The following is a 17,187-nucleotide window of genomic DNA, read 5'->3' on the forward strand; positions in this document are numbered from 1 at the left end:
AGGTGCAAACAATGGAATTTTTATTTGTATTAATCCCGATATTTGGAATATTTGCGCTTGGATTTATTGGACAAAAGCGGATTGGATTTGATACGAAATCCATTTCCACAATGGCTTTATACTTAATGTCTCCTGTTTTAGTGTTCCGAACCTTTTATACGACTGTGTTTAACCAAGAGTATGTGTATTTTATTTTATATACGTTTGGCCTTTGTTTCCTACTCATTAGCGTGGTATTTATCTTATCGTGGATAAATCGCTACACAAACTCACAAACGTGTGGAATGATTCTAGCTTCTGCTTTTATGAATAATGGAAATTACGGCACGCCGGTTGTATTATTACTTTTTGGCGCAACGGGGCTTGAGTCGGCTATTATACTGATGGTTATTCAGCAGCTCGTGATGTGTACAATTGGTGTATATTATGCTGCTAAAGGAGGGAAAGGGACAAGTGGAATAAAAGAGTCACTGCGTGCGGTTAAGCGAATGCCAATTATATATGGTGCAATTGTTGGAGTAATGTTTCAGCTCTTACATATAGAACTTAGTAAGCCAGTTTATCAAGCAGTTGATTTAGTTGCTAATGCCGCTATCCCGACAATTATGGTTGTGCTGGGAATGCAGCTTGCTACTATATCCGTTCGAAATTTAGCCAAGAAGAAACTATCTTTCTCCCTTGCTATTAAGCTAGCTATTTCCCCGGTTATTGCATACGTTTTAACGTTGTTTCTCCCGGTTGATGACGTGACAAAGCAAATTATGATTATCATGGCTGCTATGCCTACAGCTGCCAATACAACGATGTATGCCATGCAATTCGACACGGAACCGGAGTTTGTCTCGGTTGCTACACTATTCAGCACGTCTTTAAGCTTAGTGACGTTACCCATTGTGTTTTGGATTGTACTGTAGATATAAGTTAAAAGCTGAAAGGATAGATAATATGCAGAAGCAACAGTCCTATGTAATCAAAAAATACGTTAAGTGGCTTTTCATACTTACATTTATCGTTTTTCTTTTCATGTATTTACTCTATGGTTTTTCGCACTATGTAACCGGAGTTTGTTTTTTAATTTCATTTGTGACGGGTGTTTCATTTTTAATGAGAGAATATACGACTTATTTAGATCATTAAGATTCGATGCACTAACAACAGTTTACTTATATGTTACTATATTCATAGTGGAAAATTATAGGGGGATGATTGATGAATCAATTATTTACTTTATTTTTTTCCGATTTGTTAGCTACTATTCCGCTTTTTATAAGTATAAATCTTTTAAGAGTATAGGTTTACTAATAGGTAAAAAAGACATGGCATAAGCCATGTCTTCTTAATAATAGTAACCATATGGTGGATAGTAAGGGTATGGTGGATAAGGGTATGGGCCGAAGCCGCCACCGTAAAGAGAGCTAGCAAGTAATCCTCCAGCTAATCCCCCTAAGAACGGAGCTCCAAAGATAAATGGTCCTCCGAAAGGACGTCCGAATGGTCTGCCAAATGGACGACCGAAGCCGCCTGGTCTGCCATAAGGTCTGCGAAAATCGTGCTCAGTGTATACGTGTTGGTTTTGATACATAACAATACCTCCTTTTTCTTTAGAAGTATATGCAACAGCCTACAAAACGTTTGGGCAGTAATCTTGTTTAGGTAGATTATTTTTAAAAAAACATAAAGGAGAAAAAGCTATGAATTCATATTCGGTAACAAAGGCAGTTGAAAGTGATTTTTTATCATTTTCAGAGCTGAAAAATCAAGTGCAGAAGCTTCATATTAAAGGAAGGCCTGATTTATATGAAAAGAAGGATTCAACCTTGTCCCGTGGTGAATATCAAAAATGGCTTGAATCGGCTGAAACAGAATTACTAGTCGTACGAGATACAGAGAAGTCTGTCGTTGGATATGTGATCCTTGATTTTAAAAAGGCAGGAGATACTAATCCCATTTTAAAAAACCGGTGCACTTTATTCATTCGAAGCATCGGTATTAGTGAGGATCATCAAAGCAAAGGAATTGGTAAGCTATTAATGAATGAAATCGTTAAATACGGCAGAGAAAAGTCAGTAGATGCTATTGAACTAAACGTATTAGAATTCAATGATCGCGCGATTCAATTTTATGAAAATATAGGATTTACTACTAAAAGTCGTCAGATGGAACTGTTGTTTTAAAAAAGGAAGCGCTCAGTATGGTTATATTGAGCGCTTTTATTTTATCTATTTTGTGCAAGCTCCAGTAAAAAATCATCAAATTTTAGGGAGTGCTGACTATTATCCGTGCGTTTTCGAATAGCAAGGCTGCTATTCGCTACTTCTTGATCGCCAATAATTACGATATAAGGAGCTTTTCTTAGCGTGGCTTCCCTAATTTTAAGGCCAATCTTTTCTTTTCGGCTATCAACTTCAACCCGTCTTCCATGCTGACGTAAGCGCTGTGCAACTTCATTTGCGTAGTCTATATGAGCATCAGCAATCGGCAGAATTTTCACTTGAACAGGTGCAAGCCAAAGAGGGAAGTCTCCACCGTAATGCTCGATTAAAATACCCATAAATCGTTCGATTGAACCGTAAACTGCGCGATGAATCATTACTGGGCGATGAGGGGTGTTATCTTCTCCGATATATGTGCAGTCAAATTTTTCAGGCATTTGAAAATCGAGTTGAACTGTTCCACACTGCCAGCTTCGGCCAAGGGAGTCTAAAATATGAAAATCAATTTTAGGTCCGTAGAACGCTCCGTCTCCTCTATTAATTTCGTAAGCTAATCCTCGTGCTTTTAAGACATTTTCAAGAGACGCTTCCGCTTGTTCCCACATGCTTAAATCTCCCATGTATTTTTCAGGGCGTGTTGAAAGTTCAACTTTATATTCAAAGTCGAACTGTTCATAAAATTCATGAACTAGCTTCAAGACACCATTAAGCTCTGCTTCGATTTGAGCAGGCGTAACAAATAAGTGTGCGTCATCCTGCGTAAATGAGCGAACGCGAAACAAACCGTTTAAAGATCCAGATAGTTCATGTCTGTGTACGAGTCCAAGTTCAGCATAACGAACCGGAAGCTCTCGGTAGCTTCTACGTTTGCTGTTAAACAATAAAATTGCACCGGGGCAGTTCATTGGCTTTAGGGCATAGCTCTGTTCATCTACGTTTGAAAAATACATATTTTCTTGATAGTGGTCCCAGTGTCCAGATTGTTCCCATAAATGTTGCTTCATCATAACGGGTGTTTGAATCTCCGCATATTCAGCTTGAATATGCTTTTGTTTCCAATCGTTAACGAGTTCGTTTCGAATAGACATGCCGTTTGGTAAGAAAAATGGCATGCCGGGTGCTTCTTCCAGAGTCAAAAAGAGTTCAAGCTCTTTTCCTAGCTGCTGATGGTTTTGTTTTTCAAGTTTTGCGTTTCTCATGTTTTTTCCTCCCAATAATTAAATAAAAAAACGCACTCATCCCAAAAGAAGGGACGAGTGCGGTCGTGGTACCACCCTAATTTCACGACAAATAAGCGTCGTGCTCAAAAATGATAACGGATCTCCCGATTACGGATAGTTTGCAAAGCATTTCCCCGCAATAGCTCAAAGATGGTAAATCAACTTTGCTTTTAAAGGGCTCACAGCCAAAGGCCCCAGTCTCTGGATAAAAGGTAAAAGAAGATTCGTATTCTTATCAACGCCATCTATAAAATTGTATAAAAAAACGCACTCATCCCAAAAGAAGGGACGAGTGCGGTCGTGGTACCACCCTAATTTCACGACAAATAAGCGTCGTGCTCAAAAACGATAACGGATTTCCCGATTACGGATAGTCTGCAAAGCATTTCCCCGCAATAGCTCAAAGGTGGTAAATCAACTTTGTTTCTAAAGGGCTTGCAGCCAAAGGCCCTAGTCTCTGAGTAGAAATGAAAAGTTATTCATGTCCTTATCAATGCTTACGGATGATTATAATGGATGGATTTTCCTTAAGTCAAGAGAGATTTTAAAAAAAAGGAAAATAAAGATAAAATAACCCAGTTAAAGTTAATTATGGTATGATGAGCAATATATTCGGAAGAGAGAAATAAGGGAGTGCAAGTCATGATTCAATTTCCACGTTTAAAACATACCGTAACGATAGGCGTAACCGCTCCTTCTTCAGGTATTCCAGAAGCTTTACATCATATGTTTCGATCAACTTGTGACAAAATGGAAGAGCGAGGGTACAAGATTCAATGCCACCAAACTGTTTGGACGCAAATGAAAGCAAAATCTGCTTCGGCGAAAGTGAGAGCTCGCGAATTGATGAGCCTGTTAGAAGATTCAGCAGTCGATCTGATTATACCGCCTTGGGGCGGAGAACTTTTGATTGAGATTTTAGAGCATCTTCCATTTCAAGAGATTAAACCAAAGTGGGTTTTAGGCTATTCTGATACAAGCTTATTCTTGCTTGCTCTGACACTTCAAACCGGTATCGCAACCGCTCATGGTCCAAACTTAGTCGATTTGCGAGGCGAGTACTGGGATGAGACGACTAAGATGTGGGAACGAGTATTAAAACTTGAAGAAGGAAAGAGCATTACGCAGTACTCTTCTACTAATTTTCAAAAAGAATGGCAGCACAATAATCCATCTCCCTGCGTCTTTCATTTAACCGAACCTACCGAGTGGAAAACAGTTGGAAACAAAGAGGTTGTGATTGAAGGAAGGTTACTTGGTGGATGTATTGACGTAATCCGTCATGTAGTTGGCACACCGTTTGGGAATGTTAAAAGATTTCAGCAAAAGTTTATACATGGTGGAAAGCTTATATGGTATTTTGAAAACTGCGAGTTATCAGCCACAGATCTGAGGCGTACCCTCGTTCAAATGAAGCTAGCAGGTTGGTTTAATTATTGTAGCGGCATACTTTTTGGTCGAAGCGCTGCTAACCATCCAGTCGGAGGCTATACAGGTGAAGATGTGTATGAAGATCTTTTTAAAGAGCTTGAAGTACCTATTGCATATGATCTTGACTTTGGACATATGCCGCCTCAGCTTACGCTTGTGAACGGTGCTTTTGCGAAGGTTGAAATTAAAAATGGAAAAGGTTATATAAAACAAACATTTAAAAACTAACAGAGGTTGCATAACGCAACCTCTGTTAATTTTTATGGCTGTAAGTCGAGCATAGCTCCATAATATTGTGAAGCGGTTGTGAAACAAATAAAGGCACAAAGCTCGCTAATCTCCTTATCGTTAAAAGCTTCTTTTAAAACAACAAATGCAGTATCAGGAACGCTTTCTTTTTCTTTTAAAAAAACGTCTGTAAAGGCAATCGCCAGCATGGTTTTCTCATCTTGTTGTTTCCAATTTGGCGCACCTTTTGCTTTACAATAAGCGCAGCCATTTTTTTCAGCTAATACGCGCCTTACTTCTTCCTTTAGCTGTGTTGATAGACTAAGAGTTTTTTCTAACTCATCACCTAAATCACTCCATTTATTCATGATATCTACGTTATGACCTAATAGCCGTTGAAAAGGCGTAAATCCAACTCTAGAAAGTTCAATTCTTGACATATTTTACATCCTCCTTTCATTTTTCTAGTATAGCGTAACGGAAAAAAACAAACCTTTTCATTTGGAATTTATCTTTATCATATAATTTTTATATGTAACAAAAAAAGCATATAAAGATTACAATTGAAAATAGTTTATTCGCAAAGTAAAAATTATCCGAAAAGGTTATTTATTTAGATTATTTTGATATATTCCTAGTTTTTTCTAAAAAGTTATAGTATCCTGTTGGTAGAAAGGTTCATTTTTTGTAAAAAAATGATAGATTTTTAGGGAAAATGGTATAAAGGGGAATCGGTCAGATGGAAGAAAGAACAGGGAGAAAACAAAAGTATCGGCGGATGAAAAAAAGAGGGGTTTTTACTATTCTAGCTTTGTTACTTATGGGTTACTTTGTTATTACCAATATGAATCGTTCAGAACCTGTCAGTAAAAATGTTGCTTCGACGGAAACAGAACAACCTAAAAAAGAGCAAAAAGAAGAAGTAAAAGAGAAAAAAGCAGCATCCGTCAAGAATGAAAAAGAAACAACGATTAAAATTAGTGCAGCGGGAGACTTTACACTTGGTACAGACGAAAGTTTTCCATATCAACAGTCGTTTCCGCATGAAGCAGATAAAAATGGATTACCGTATTTTGTAGAACATATTAAAGACTTATTTGAAAACGATGACTTTACGACAGTTAATCTTGAAACAACGCTAACTAACTCGACGCAAAAAGCAGCCAAAACCTTTCGTTTTAAAGGAGATCCGTCCTACGTTAATATCTTAAAGTTAGGAAATATTGAAGCTGTAAACTTGGCAAATAATCATATTTTTGATTATCTAGATCAAGGGTATGAGGATACGATGAAAACATTAGATGAAAATGATATCGGTTACTTTGGTTATGATAACGAGTACATAACAGAGGTTAAGGGTGTTAAGATTGGTGCACTTGGGTATGAAGGTTGGGATTCAAATGTGGAAACAGCCAAAAAAGAAGTCAAGGCTGGCATAAAGCGCTTGCGCAAAGAAGGTGCAGAGATTGTTATTGTACATTACCATTGGGGTATTGAAAAAAGTCCTGTGCCAACACAAACTCAGCAAGAGCTAGCTCGCTACACGATCGATAACGGTGCAGACTTAATTCTAGGACATCATCCACATGTTGTTCAAGGCATTGAAGAGTATAAGGGAAAGTTCATTGTATATAGCCTAGGAAACTTTATGTTTGGTGGAAATCGCAATCCAAGTGATAAAGATACGTTTGTTTTTCAGCAAACGTTTCATTTGAAAGGCGGAGAGCTAACGAATAAAAAGGAAATTCAGGTTATTCCATTTAGCATTTCATCCGTAGCATCAAGAAATAACTATCAGCCAGCACCTTTACAAGGAGCTGAAGCAAGTCGAGTGAAAAATAAAATTATTAATTTATCTGCTCAAATTACAGATTCAAACTGGCTTGTTTATGAAGGCGGAGAATAAGAAAAAGCTGATACGTTGGTATCAGCTTATTTTATATTTGAAAATCCGTTTATAAATGTTTGAATCATGACAGTTAGGCTAGTGTTAGCATCGAGGTCTAGCTGAAATCCTCGCTGTTGTTCAATAAAGGTAAAGCCATGGAGTAAGCTTCTTAATCCACGTACAAGGTGAATTTTAGTAACTTTATCGATAGAATAAGCATCCATTGACTTAGTCACAATCTGCACAACGGCTTCTTGATGAGTTTTAAGCTCTGGGTCATCAGGGTTTGAAACGCGAAACATTGCCTCATACAAACCGGGAGATTGTCTCGCAAAATTTACGTAAGCAAAGCTAAGAGAGAGAATAGCTCTTTCACCAGATTGACCAATCGCTGCTTCAGCCATTACTTTATATAATTGTTGTAGTCCATAAATTGCAAGGCGCTGTCGCAAATCTGCTAGATTGGCAATATGATTATATAAAGAAGGAGTCTTAATATTTAATGATTTTGCTAACTTTCCAAGAGTTAAATTATCATGTCCTTCTTCAGTTATTAGTGATAATGAAGCTTGCAGTATAGTAGATAAGTTAATACCTGCACGAGGTGACATGAGGTGTCCTCCTATTTTAAAATGTATTTTCAGCTCTTTGAATCGCTTTCATCATGGCTTCATATGGATCTGTTATGCATGTACCATGTCCGACAGCTAGAAGCTTTGGGTGTAAAGATGCTAACTGTTTAGCACTATTAAGTGACCGATTTTTATCCCACGTTGCAAATGCAGGAAAAGGAAATGTAAGCTTTAGCGTTCCCGCAACGGCTATCCCACCTTTTGTTTGAAAAGCATCTCCTGCAATTAAAAAGCGATTTCGCTCATCAAATAAAGAGATAGAGCCAGGAGTATGCCCGGGGCTTGAGATAACTTTTAAAGAGCCAACGGTATTTTGTTCATAGAGTAAGCGGTCTGGAGAACTTTTTATTTTGGTTGATATTCCCCCCTTAATAGGCAGCATCCCTTCATCATCTAGCAAGCGTTTATCTCCATTGAGTAAAAGAGAATCTCGAGCAGATATACAGAGCTGAGCGTCAGGAAACTCTTTTTTTAGTATATCTACGGATCCAACATGATCGTCATGACCATGAGTTAGTAAGATAGTTGTCAGGGGTTTAGAAAGGGATTTAATGACTTCAATTATTTTTGGACCATGTGAAGCCAATCCTGTATCAATAAGTGTTAGTTCAGTTTCTTCTTCAATAATGTAGCAATTAATAGGGAATAAGTTCGGAAAAAAAGTTAATTGATAAAGCGTATCAAATTGAGTTACTTTCATCTATTTATCAGCTCCCATCAAGAATAAACTAATAATATTAGCTATAAAACTAATAATATTAGTTTGTTCTCAGATTTTCAAGTATTAAGGTAAATATTTCTTCCTAAAGACCTACACAAAATTAATTAATTCATATAAAATGGATAATTATAGGAAAAGGGGTGCGGAATGAAATTTCTTATAACGTTTGGAACATTTATTTTTACAACTAGTTTATTAATGCTAATAGGAGAGCTATTTTCAATATCAATTCTTCGCTTTAACTATGAATATATGAATGATGATAAGGGTTTTGAGATAAGTGTTGGATCAATTATGCCATTTGTCATAGGGATAGCTATGGGAGCTATTGTAGAAAAGCTGTATGAGCATAGCGTAAAGAAACATGCATAGAAAAGGAGAGGAGAACTTTGGAATTTATCTTTACAACTGTTGTTATTGCTGGTTTATTAGTTTCAAATCTATACGTTGTCCAAAAGAGAAAGAAACTAGGGTTAAAAGGAATTAAAAGTGCGTTAACTCCCATTTGCTTTTCTCTGATTGCTTTATGGCAGTTAGCGGCGTATTGGTTTCAGTTTTTAGGTGTGGTAAGCGTAGCTCTTACAATTATATTGCTGTTAGCTGGTGCTTATTTCACCAAGTATTCAATTATTGAAGGACCAACGAGTTGAGAGGAATGTGGCATGGAGCTACATTTCTCTTTTTTAGGAGTGAGTGGAAATGAAGTTGTGTTTAAAGCTTTTATCTATGAAAGATGAAGAAGCTTTATATCAGTTTGAAGTCATCAACCGTACGTATTTTGAACAGCATGTTCCCTCTAGAGGTGAAGACTATTATTCACAAAGTGGATTTCATGAAAGGATGCGTGCGCTTGTGCTTGAACAGGAGCAAACAGGTTCCTTATTTTATCTGATAAAAGATGAGCATCATGGTATTATTGGACGAATCAATGTAGTTGATATTCATGATGAAGCGGGAAAGCTAGGTTATCGCATTGGAGAAGAACATGTTGGTCAAAAAATTGCAACAGAGGCAGTAAGATTACTTTTAGATAAGCTAGTAGCACGCAAGCAGGTAAAATCCCTGCAAGCTAAGACAACAGTGACAAACGTTGCTTCACAGAAAGTATTGGAGAAGAATGGGTTTTTAGCTCAAAAAAGTGTAGAGAATAACAGTGCAGCCAATCCTTCTTTGTCTTTCATTTATTATAAATGGAGCCAATGAGTTTCTCTGCTAAATCCATGAAGAGCTTAAAAATCTTTTGTTTTTGTCGATATATATAGTGTCAAAAATCGCTTTATTTTATGAAAGAGACGATTCCGACGTATTTTAACTCTCATCTGTTTCTATAACAACATGATGATATAGGAGGAAGTATAAGACTTATGGATATCGTTTCAAGTACATATTCTCTGCCGTTGGTTATACTGTCAATTATCATTGCTATTATTGACTCATTTGCAGCATTAAATATTGGCGCACGTATATACAAAGCAAAAGGGATGTCAAAGTGGCTTTGGCTAACAGCAGGAGGATTTGCAATGGGCGGTGGCATATGGTCCATGCACTTTATTGCAATGCTTGCATTTCATCTAAGTATTCCTGTGAGTTATAAGCTATTAGTTGTTGTTTTGTCCATCTTGCCAGCTGTAATAGCGTCTGGTTTAGCGCTTTATATAGTTGGTCAAAAAAACGTCAGTACTAGACAAGTTATTATTGGCGGAGCTGTGGTTGCAGCAGGTATTTCAGCGATGCATTATATTGGGATGGAAGCGATGGATATGGCGGCGGAAATTATCTATGATCCTTTGCTATGGATTCTATCCGTTATCATTGCTTTTATTGCTTCTGTTGTAGCAATACGCTTATTATGCTATGCGCGGATAAATGAAGGCAAGCCTCATTTTTGGTGGCAAAAGGGGTTAAGCGCACTAATCATGGGAGCAGCTATTTCAGGGATGCACTATACGGGAATGGCCGCGGCAACTTTTACCCATACTCATGATTATCAGCTGATTACGTCGTCTTTAAATCATGTGATTTTAGCTTATTCGATTGGGATTAGTACATTGCTGATATTAGGTATTACCTTAATTAGCACGTTAATTGATCGCAAGTTTGAATCGCAAACACTTCAATCTGAGCGTAAGTTTCGGTCCGTTATTGAATCCGCGATGGATGCTATTGTTTTATCAGATGCATATGGGACAATTATTTCCTGGAATAAAGGTGCTGAGCATATGTTTGGCTATAAGGAAAGTGAAGCGTTGGGGCAAAACCTTAGACTTATTATTCCACCTCGTTTTCAACAAGCCCATGCAGATGGAATGAAGCGTTATTTAAAAAGCAAATCACCGCAAGTCATTGGGAAAACGGTTGAACTAGTAGGGGTCAAAAAAAGAGACATAGAATTTCCAATCGAGCTTTCTTTAGCAAGCTGGCAGGAAGATGAACAAACATATTTCAGTAGTATTATTCGAGATATTACAGAGCGAAAGCAAGCAGCAGATAAAATAAATGAAATGGTCTATTTAGACCCTCTAACAGGATTGCCGAATCGCCATTTATTAAATGACCGCTTAACCCAAGCTATTGATCAAGCAGTCATTAACAAGTATATAATCGGCGTAATGTTTATTGATTTAGATCGCTTTAAGTATGTCAACGATACGTTAGGTCATGCTGTGGGAGATGAACTTTTAATTCACGCAGCGTCGAGGATGAAAAAACTTTTAGACAAAATAGATACGCTTAGCCGTCAAGGCGGAGATGAATTTATTATTGTATTACCGAATACAACAAGTGATAGTATTGCAAAGCTCGCAAAACATTTGTTAGAAGCGTTTAGCGAGTCATTCATTGTTAACGAACATGAAATATTTATCACACCATCGATTGGAATCTCATGTTATCCAACCGATGGACGAAATATTGAGTCATTAATTAAAAATGCAGACACGGCTATGTATCGTGCAAAAGAACAAGGGAAGAATAATTTTCAGTTTTACACACCTGATATGAATGAAATCGTCTCAACAAAGATGAAGCTTGAAATTGGAATGAGAAAAGCGCTAGAGAGGAAAGAGTTTGTGCTACACTACCAGCCTCAAGTTGATATCTTAACAGGAAATACAATTGGAGTAGAAGCACTTGTACGTTGGCAACACCCGGAGTGGGGACACATTTCTCCAGGCGAATTCATTCCCATAGCTGAAGAAACAGGGCTTATTATTCCAATCGGAAAGTGGGTTCTTGAAGAAGCTTGTCGTCAAAATAAGGAATGGCAGGAGGAATATAATATTCCCCTGCGAATGTCAGTAAACATCTCTTCGAGGCAGTTTCAGCAAACAAACCTTGTTCAGATGGTAAAACAAACGCTAGAGGAAAGTAGATTAGCCCCTGAGTATCTTGAGCTTGAACTAACCGAAAGTATCATTCAAGACTCAAAGCATGCAATTAAAACGATGCATGAGTTAAAAAAAATGGGGATTCACCTATCAATTGATGACTTTGGAACAGGCTATTCTTCTCTTAGTTATTTAAAGTTATTTCCAATCGATACGCTGAAAATCGATCAGTCCTTTACAAAAAATATCTTTGAAAACTCAAAAGATGCCGCTTTAGTCGAGACAATTATAAATATGGCTAATAATATGGATTTGAAAGTAATTGCTGAAGGTGTAGAAACGGAAGAACAGTTAAGCTTTTTACGTCAAAAGCACTGTGATGAAGCACAAGGATATCTTTTTAGTCGACCGATTACTCCAGCTGAACTCTCAGAGCAATTTCATAAAAGGCAAACAGTATCCTAACAAGTAAAGAACCTCCCTTGAAAAGGGAGGTTTTATTGCAGATGAAAATCAAGAGATTTCATCTCAATGCCATTTACAAGTAACGTTAAAGTATGTAAGCCGCTATAGTGTTTACGCGTAGATAAATCTTTAAAGGAAAGCTTTCTTTCATAGTGTTTAGATAAATGCTTTTTGACTTGGAATTCTGCTAGCTTAAACACTTTTCTTGTGCGATTACCCCTTGACTTTACATAGTCTACTGCATATTCAATACGGATTTTCTCTTCTATTTCGCCATATAGATCAAATTGAAACGTTAAAGAATTTCCAACTATCACTTCATTAGCTGAAAGTTGAAAATTTGAGATAGTCACTTGATGACTTTGATTAAAGCCAAAAAGGTGTAGAGCCTTAGGGTGACCGTTCTTCAATAGCGTTCGACATGCATGCTTTAAAATCCAATCCGTATGTGGATGCGTATTAAGGTTAGCCTCAGTAAAATCTAAAAGAAGATGAGAATGCGTTTTAGAAATATCATTTAAATTATTTGCGACGCTTTTACGTACGTATAAAGAAGGGTCTTGAAGTAAGTTATTTAACACTGGAAAAATTGGAGTTGGATCTTTTTTAAAGGACACAATGGATATTCCCCAAGGAAGGCGAGGACGACAACCTTCACTAGCAAGGCGACGAACATGTTCATTTTTATGGGTGGACCACGTCAAAAATTGTTTCATCATACGCTTTTGATCTTTCAGTAAAAAGGGTCGCACTGCAAACTCGGAAGTAGAATAAGTCGTGAAAACAGCAAGTGCTTCCATTGATGTATTCCATTCATTCAAACCATACTGTTCTACATAGTCTGGAAAAATAATTCCTGCCAGCTGTCCCTTAAATTCAGGGGCAACTTTATATAAAACAGCAAGTGCTCCCTGATAATCTAAAGCTAAATGCTTATGTAGCATTATAGTAATGTGCCTCATTCTGTCTTTTAATGATTGATTGTCCCACTCTTTATGAAAGACACTTGATACAAAAGCATCTTTTGGAAACGAAGAATAAGCTGCTTTTATCGAATAGGCCAGCTTGTTAACAAAATGTTTATTGTAGATATTTCTTTGCTCAGCCATTGGTACACCTCTTCTATATAAATTGATAAAGTAAGGTAGAGACAGTATTCTTAAAATAAACGCCCTCGTAGCTCAGAAGGGAAGAGCGCCGGAAAACATTGTAGCCACCGGGTCGCAAGGTAAGGGTTTCAGAAGCACCGAAAAGCAAAATAAGCTGAAACGGGTGAAATTCCTGTTGGTGAAACTCCGTAGGGAAGCGTGTTCCCCCGAACCTAAGCTTACGAAAGGAGTGCGGGTTCGAATCCCGTCGAGGGCATAAAAAAAGCAGAGAATTTCTCTGCTAATTACCACTCTTTGGGTTCATAGTTTAATTCTTTAAACAGCTGGTTACGCTCTTTTTTTGTTAAATCACGCCATTGACCAACCGGTAAATTATTTAAGTGGATATTCATAATACGTGTACGCTGTAGGCGTAATACCTGGTAACCTAGCACTTCACACATGCGACGAATTTGACGGTTAAGCCCTTGGGTTAAAATGATTTGAAATTCATATTTCGACAACTGTGTTACTTTACACGGCAGTGTTTTTGTTCCTAAAATATGTACACCCTCTGACATGTTTTTAACAAATTCCGGAGTGATAGGCTTGTCTACAGATACCACATACTCTTTTTCATGCTGATTTTCTGCACGTAGAATTTCGTTTATAATGTCATTATCATTTGTTAAAAGAATAAGGCCATCTGAATCTTTATCCAATCGTCCTACGTGGTGAATACGTAGCGGATGGTTGACAAGGTCAATGATGTTTCCCTTTACTTTCTTCTCGCTTGTACTTGTAATACCAACTGGCTTATTTAAAGCAATATATACGTTATTACGAGCAATACGAAGCTGTTCTCCACTTACTCGTACATCATCGCCAGGATATACTTGGTCACCAATCTTTGCTTTCTTACCATTAATGGTTACGCGACCTTCGCTAATTAATTTATCTGCACCGCGTCTAGAAGCTTTCCCAGATTCGCTAATGAATTTATTAACTCGCAGTTTCATCACATCCATATCTTCATTCATTTTACTTTAAAGTAATGCCTTAATATCTTATCATGCCAAGGGAATTCCGTCATTAGTTGTTCTTTTTATTATTAACAAATTTCATCTGTTTTTAACAGTGAAAAAAGGATGGAGAAAACTGTTAGCATGCTTTATGTACATTTAGCCATGCTAATAAGTGAGGTGCCAAGCGAGGCTTTCTCGTTAAAGGTAAGTATCCTAACTTTGAGGTGATAAGAATGAGTTATAAAGATCAATTAGATCCGCACTCAGAACTTTTTAGCCACAACTGGACAAGACCAAAGCGCTCGAAATCGCAGGTAAATGGACATACTCAAATGTCACAAACAAACATTATTTTGCGAAGTAACGCGAAAGCGCATCGTTGGTAAGGATGCTATTCTCTATGCAAAAGGCGCACATAGCGCCTTTTGTTAATTCAGTGAAAGTGGAGGGATGATAAACAATGAATCAAAAAAGTCGTGTAGAAGCGGAAAAAGCTAAATATTTCTCTTCTCAAATTATGAAAAAGCCAGGTCACTCCGATGGTGTCTACGAAGAGTTTTCAAGCGAGCTTGATCAAGCGGATTTAAAAGCTCAAGAACGTGCAAAAGCTGCGGATGAACGTCAAAGTCATTAATAAATAAAATAGCTGCCGTTTGGCAGCTATTTAATCGTCACTTAGTTATTCTCCTTGTGCACCACCAAGTGTTTTTTGGTGAGCATGTTCCGCTTCATTTCCGTTCTCTCTAAGCTTAGCTGCTTTATCATCAACTAGCTTCGATTGATCTACTTCTTGTGAGGGAGTTAATTTTTTCTTAGACAATAAAATCACCGCCTTTCGATTACACTTTTAGCTTTTCTAAAACTCAATAAAATATCAGCCTAAAATAAAAAAGACTCCCAGATGGAAGTCTTTTATTTTCTCAAAAGTAGATAAATGAAATATGGTGCACCAATCAATGCGACAATAATTCCAGCTGGAATCCCTTCAGAAGTCAGCAAGTTACGCCCAATTGTATCAGCTACTAAAAGGAAAAAGCCACCCATTAAAATAGCAACAGGAATAAATAGCTGGTTTCTCGGTCCTACAAGGCTTTTAGCAAGGTGAGGGGCTATTAATCCAATAAATGCAATTCCACCCGTTACAGATACTGCAGAAGCTGCAAGGGCTACAGCGGCAAGTAATAGTGTAATTCGTTCTTTTTCAATAGAGATTCCAACACCGATGGCCGTATGCTCATTGAGTGATAAAATATTAAGTCTGTTAGCTTTGTATAAAACAAAAGGGATTAACACAATTAGCCAAGGCAAAAGAGCTAGAACAAACGGCCAGTCTGCCCCCCAGATGTTTCCGGCTAACCATTTTGCAATAAAGTCAACCTTTTGACGTTCAGCGGAAGAGATTAAGACAATCATCGCTCCCGATAGAGCCATGGAAAATCCAACGCCAGTTAGAACTAACTTAGTAGGGGCGAGGCCTACATTTTTTTCGTAGGCAAATGCATAAATCAAGGCTGCTGTCATAATTGCTCCAATAAATCCAACAAAGGGAATCATATATACAAATGAGCCAGGATCAATTGGAAAGAATAAGAAAAATAAAGCCACACCTACTCCAGCACCTGAATTAATGCCGATAATACCTGGCTCTGCTAAATCATTTCGAGTAATGCTTTGTAAGATAGCTCCTGATAAAGCAAGCGCCATACCAGCTAGTAAAGTAATAACGATACGAGGCAGACGGATTGAAAATAAGATAAATTCTTCTTTAAACGTACCTTGTCCAAATAGAGTCGGAAGCAAGCGGTCAAAGGGTAAAGCCGCATAGCCTAATCCCATACTAACAGCAACTGTTAGCAAAATAAGAGCTGTTAGTAAAAATAAAATAAATAGCTGTTTTTTTCGTAGTGTAGGATGGATCATCGGATTGCGTGACCTCCTTTTTTAATAATAAACAAAAAGAAAGGGAGGCCAATCATTGATACAACTGCAATAATAGATGTTTCGTACGGAGCGTTAATTGTACGTGCTAGCGTATCCGCAAATAACATGAAGGATGATCCAATAAGTACAGACATCGGGATGATAAACCGGTAATCTGTTCCTACAATTGCCCTTACGATATGAGGAATCATCAAACCAATAAAAACAAGGTTACCAGCTAAAGCAACCGATGCACCAGCTAACAATACAATGACTCCAAACAAAATGACTTTAATCTTAGTTGTGTGCTGTCCTAGCCCTGTTGCTACCTCATCACTTAAGCTAAGGATGGTCAGCTGTCTAGAAAGGGCAAGTGCGATAAGTGTACCTACTATAATAAATGGAATTACAATCGATAATTGATTCCAAGATGTTAAAGTAAGTCCACCGGAAGTCCACATAGACACATCTTTTGAAATATTAAAGTAAATGCCAATTCCATCGGCGATTGCGTATAGGAAAGTGGAAACTGCCGCACCAGCTAATACAATGCGAAGAGGAGAAAATCCGCCTCTTTTTAAAGAGCCAATTCCAAATACCAGCCCAGCACCAACACCAGCTCCAATAAAACATGCAATCATAATCCAAAAATAGTTAGCAGATGGAATGAGAGCAATTGTAAGAGCAAGCGCAGCTTTAGCACCCGCTGTTAATCCAAGTAAACCAGGATCTGCAAGTGGATTCCTTGTCATTCCTTGCATGATGCCACCTGATACTGAAAGAGCGATACCTACAAAAATGGCCGCTACTTCTCGAGGAAGGCGAAGTTCGCGAATAATTAAGATTTGATCATTTGTACTAGTTGAAATAAGCGCTAACCAAACATCTTTGACAGAAATATCAGCTGCTCCAAAGACCATTGAAATAATAAACATTCCAATAAAGATTAAAAATCCAATAATGAGTTTGAATATAAAGGGAATAAATGGTTTTTTGTTCGTTGTCATGAGCCTCTCATCTTTTCTTTTAT

Annotated in this window: 20 protein-coding genes and 1 other annotated feature; of the genes, 10 read left to right on the top strand and 10 right to left on the bottom strand. The window is 37.6% G+C overall.

The features are described from left to right. The first annotated feature begins 11 nt into the window (after nucleotides 1–11). Nucleotides 12–914 (top strand): AEC family transporter, encoded by a 903-nt coding sequence (locus V2145_RS05600; protein ID WP_330987388.1) that lies wholly within the window; start codon nucleotides 12–14, stop codon nucleotides 912–914. Nucleotides 915–1,336: 422 nt separating this feature from the next. Here the strand turns inward: V2145_RS05600 and V2145_RS05605 are convergent, their stop codons facing one another. After that, nucleotides 1,337–1,582 (bottom strand): hypothetical protein, encoded by a 246-nt coding sequence (locus V2145_RS05605; protein WP_025910872.1) that lies wholly within the window; start codon nucleotides 1,580–1,582, stop codon nucleotides 1,337–1,339. Between the two features lie 109 nt (nucleotides 1,583–1,691). On the opposite strand from V2145_RS05605, the gene V2145_RS05610 reads away from it, so the two are divergent. Then, entirely contained in the window at nucleotides 1,692–2,174 is a 483-nt protein-coding gene (locus tag V2145_RS05610) for a GNAT family N-acetyltransferase (protein WP_094912125.1), read from the top strand. A 41-nt stretch (nucleotides 2,175–2,215) separates the two neighbouring features. Here V2145_RS05610 and thrS read toward each other — a convergent pair whose 3' ends face one another. After that, nucleotides 2,216–3,412 (bottom strand): threonine--tRNA ligase, encoded by a 1,197-nt coding sequence (thrS, locus tag V2145_RS05615; RefSeq protein WP_330987389.1) that lies wholly within the window; start codon nucleotides 3,410–3,412, stop codon nucleotides 2,216–2,218. Between the two features lie 302 nt (nucleotides 3,413–3,714). Continuing rightward, nucleotides 3,715–3,936: a binding site (T-box leader), on the bottom strand. Between the two features lie 139 nt (nucleotides 3,937–4,075). Here thrS and V2145_RS05620 point away from each other — a divergent pair. Beyond that, nucleotides 4,076–5,092: a S66 family peptidase gene (locus V2145_RS05620; RefSeq protein WP_330987390.1), complete on the top strand. Its 1,017-nt coding sequence runs from the start codon at nucleotides 4,076–4,078 to the stop codon at nucleotides 5,090–5,092. 32 nt (nucleotides 5,093–5,124) lie between these two features. Here the strand turns inward: V2145_RS05620 and V2145_RS05625 are convergent, their stop codons facing one another. Then, nucleotides 5,125–5,532 (bottom strand): carboxymuconolactone decarboxylase family protein, encoded by a 408-nt coding sequence (locus V2145_RS05625; protein ID WP_330987391.1) that lies wholly within the window; start codon nucleotides 5,530–5,532, stop codon nucleotides 5,125–5,127. A 299-nt stretch (nucleotides 5,533–5,831) separates the two neighbouring features. On the opposite strand from V2145_RS05625, the gene V2145_RS05630 reads away from it, so the two are divergent. Next, entirely contained in the window at nucleotides 5,832–6,998 is a 1,167-nt protein-coding gene (locus V2145_RS05630) for a CapA family protein (protein ID WP_286175447.1), read from the top strand. Nucleotides 6,999–7,024: 26 nt separating this feature from the next. Here V2145_RS05630 and V2145_RS05635 read toward each other — a convergent pair whose 3' ends face one another. Both V2145_RS05635 and V2145_RS05640 read right to left on the bottom strand, forming a co-directional pair. Further along, nucleotides 7,025–7,591 (bottom strand): TetR/AcrR family transcriptional regulator, encoded by a 567-nt coding sequence (locus V2145_RS05635; protein WP_131888026.1) that lies wholly within the window; start codon nucleotides 7,589–7,591, stop codon nucleotides 7,025–7,027. 16 nt (nucleotides 7,592–7,607) lie between these two features. Continuing rightward, nucleotides 7,608–8,312 (bottom strand): MBL fold metallo-hydrolase, encoded by a 705-nt coding sequence (locus tag V2145_RS05640; RefSeq protein ID WP_094912130.1) that lies wholly within the window; start codon nucleotides 8,310–8,312, stop codon nucleotides 7,608–7,610. 168 nt (nucleotides 8,313–8,480) lie between these two features. On the opposite strand from V2145_RS05640, the gene V2145_RS05645 reads away from it, so the two are divergent. The 4 genes from V2145_RS05645 to V2145_RS05660 all read left to right on the top strand — a co-directional run bounded on the left by V2145_RS05645 (nucleotide 8,481) and on the right by V2145_RS05660 (nucleotide 12,124). Next, nucleotides 8,481–8,705, top strand: a complete 225-nt coding sequence (locus V2145_RS05645; protein WP_094912131.1) for a hypothetical protein — start codon at nucleotides 8,481–8,483, stop codon at nucleotides 8,703–8,705. Nucleotides 8,706–8,722: 17 nt separating this feature from the next. Continuing rightward, on the top strand, nucleotides 8,723–8,983 hold the full coding sequence (locus tag V2145_RS05650) for a hypothetical protein (RefSeq protein WP_397428334.1): 261 nt from the start codon (nucleotides 8,723–8,725) through the stop codon (nucleotides 8,981–8,983). A 49-nt stretch (nucleotides 8,984–9,032) separates the two neighbouring features. Then, nucleotides 9,033–9,536, top strand: coding sequence for a GNAT family N-acetyltransferase (locus tag V2145_RS05655; RefSeq protein WP_094912132.1), 504 nt, complete (start codon nucleotides 9,033–9,035; stop codon nucleotides 9,534–9,536). Between the two features lie 161 nt (nucleotides 9,537–9,697). Then, complete coding sequence (locus V2145_RS05660; protein ID WP_330987392.1) at nucleotides 9,698–12,124, top strand: EAL domain-containing protein; 2,427 nt, start codon at nucleotides 9,698–9,700, stop codon at nucleotides 12,122–12,124. A 32-nt stretch (nucleotides 12,125–12,156) separates the two neighbouring features. On the opposite strand, the gene V2145_RS05665 is transcribed toward V2145_RS05660, so the two are convergent. After that, entirely contained in the window at nucleotides 12,157–13,233 is a 1,077-nt protein-coding gene (locus tag V2145_RS05665; RefSeq protein ID WP_094912134.1) for a DNA alkylation repair protein, read from the bottom strand. Between the two features lie 284 nt (nucleotides 13,234–13,517). Next, nucleotides 13,518–14,225: a 23S rRNA pseudouridine(2604) synthase RluF gene (gene rluF / locus V2145_RS05670; RefSeq protein ID WP_035321142.1), complete on the bottom strand. Its 708-nt coding sequence runs from the start codon at nucleotides 14,223–14,225 to the stop codon at nucleotides 13,518–13,520. Between the two features lie 245 nt (nucleotides 14,226–14,470). Between rluF and V2145_RS05675 the strand changes: the two genes are divergently transcribed. Further along, a complete protein-coding gene (locus tag V2145_RS05675) occupies nucleotides 14,471–14,623 on the top strand; it encodes a YpzG family protein (RefSeq protein ID WP_078989514.1) in 153 nt (50 codons plus the stop codon). Nucleotides 14,624–14,697: 74 nt separating this feature from the next. Beyond that, nucleotides 14,698–14,871, top strand: coding sequence for a YfhD family protein (locus V2145_RS05680; protein ID WP_094912135.1), 174 nt, complete (start codon nucleotides 14,698–14,700; stop codon nucleotides 14,869–14,871). A 45-nt stretch (nucleotides 14,872–14,916) separates the two neighbouring features. Here the strand turns inward: V2145_RS05680 and V2145_RS05685 are convergent, their stop codons facing one another. The 3 genes from V2145_RS05685 to V2145_RS05695 all read right to left on the bottom strand — a co-directional run bounded on the left by V2145_RS05685 (nucleotide 14,917) and on the right by V2145_RS05695 (nucleotide 17,164). Next, the gene (locus V2145_RS05685; protein WP_179289262.1) at nucleotides 14,917–15,057 is read right to left on the bottom strand and encodes a hypothetical protein; all 141 of its coding nucleotides are present in this window, start codon (nucleotides 15,055–15,057) and stop codon (nucleotides 14,917–14,919) included. A gap of 92 nt (nucleotides 15,058–15,149) precedes the next feature. Beyond that, nucleotides 15,150–16,157 (bottom strand): FecCD family ABC transporter permease, encoded by a 1,008-nt coding sequence (locus V2145_RS05690; RefSeq protein WP_094912136.1) that lies wholly within the window; start codon nucleotides 16,155–16,157, stop codon nucleotides 15,150–15,152. After that, the gene (locus tag V2145_RS05695; RefSeq protein ID WP_094912137.1) at nucleotides 16,154–17,164 is read right to left on the bottom strand and encodes a FecCD family ABC transporter permease; all 1,011 of its coding nucleotides are present in this window, start codon (nucleotides 17,162–17,164) and stop codon (nucleotides 16,154–16,156) included. Before V2145_RS05695 ends, V2145_RS05690 begins: the two co-directional genes overlap by 4 nt. Nucleotides 17,165–17,187: the final 23 nt, after the last annotated feature.

It is taken from the genome of Priestia sp. GS2 (genome assembly GCF_036409025.1).
In the GTDB taxonomy this organism is placed as follows: domain Bacteria; phylum Bacillota; class Bacilli; order Bacillales; family Bacillaceae_H; genus Priestia; species Priestia aryabhattai_A.

Excerpts from the sequence above, each read along its gene's own strand:
- V2145_RS05600 (WP_330987388.1), top strand. The coding sequence starts at position 12 with ATGGAATTTTTATTTGTATTAATCCCGATATTTGGAATATTTGCGCTT.
- V2145_RS05605 (WP_025910872.1), bottom strand. The coding sequence starts at position 1,582 with ATGTATCAAAACCAACACGTATACACTGAGCACGATTTTCGCAGACCT.
- V2145_RS05610 (WP_094912125.1), top strand. The coding sequence starts at position 1,692 with ATGAATTCATATTCGGTAACAAAGGCAGTTGAAAGTGATTTTTTATCA.
- thrS (WP_330987389.1), bottom strand. The coding sequence starts at position 3,412 with ATGAGAAACGCAAAACTTGAAAAACAAAACCATCAGCAGCTAGGAAAA.
- V2145_RS05620 (WP_330987390.1), top strand. The coding sequence starts at position 4,076 with ATGATTCAATTTCCACGTTTAAAACATACCGTAACGATAGGCGTAACC.
- V2145_RS05625 (WP_330987391.1), bottom strand. The coding sequence starts at position 5,532 with ATGTCAAGAATTGAACTTTCTAGAGTTGGATTTACGCCTTTTCAACGG.
- V2145_RS05630 (WP_286175447.1), top strand. The coding sequence starts at position 5,832 with ATGGAAGAAAGAACAGGGAGAAAACAAAAGTATCGGCGGATGAAAAAA.
- V2145_RS05635 (WP_131888026.1), bottom strand. The coding sequence starts at position 7,591 with ATGTCACCTCGTGCAGGTATTAACTTATCTACTATACTGCAAGCTTCA.
- V2145_RS05640 (WP_094912130.1), bottom strand. The coding sequence starts at position 8,312 with ATGAAAGTAACTCAATTTGATACGCTTTATCAATTAACTTTTTTTCCG.
- V2145_RS05645 (WP_094912131.1), top strand. The coding sequence starts at position 8,481 with ATGAAATTTCTTATAACGTTTGGAACATTTATTTTTACAACTAGTTTA.
- V2145_RS05655 (WP_094912132.1), top strand. The coding sequence starts at position 9,033 with ATGAAGTTGTGTTTAAAGCTTTTATCTATGAAAGATGAAGAAGCTTTA.
- V2145_RS05660 (WP_330987392.1), top strand. The coding sequence starts at position 9,698 with ATGGATATCGTTTCAAGTACATATTCTCTGCCGTTGGTTATACTGTCA.
- V2145_RS05665 (WP_094912134.1), bottom strand. The coding sequence starts at position 13,233 with ATGGCTGAGCAAAGAAATATCTACAATAAACATTTTGTTAACAAGCTG.
- V2145_RS05675 (WP_078989514.1), top strand. The coding sequence starts at position 14,471 with ATGAGTTATAAAGATCAATTAGATCCGCACTCAGAACTTTTTAGCCAC.
- V2145_RS05680 (WP_094912135.1), top strand. The coding sequence starts at position 14,698 with ATGAATCAAAAAAGTCGTGTAGAAGCGGAAAAAGCTAAATATTTCTCT.
- V2145_RS05690 (WP_094912136.1), bottom strand. The coding sequence starts at position 16,157 with ATGATCCATCCTACACTACGAAAAAAACAGCTATTTATTTTATTTTTA.
- V2145_RS05695 (WP_094912137.1), bottom strand. The coding sequence starts at position 17,164 with ATGACAACGAACAAAAAACCATTTATTCCCTTTATATTCAAACTCATT.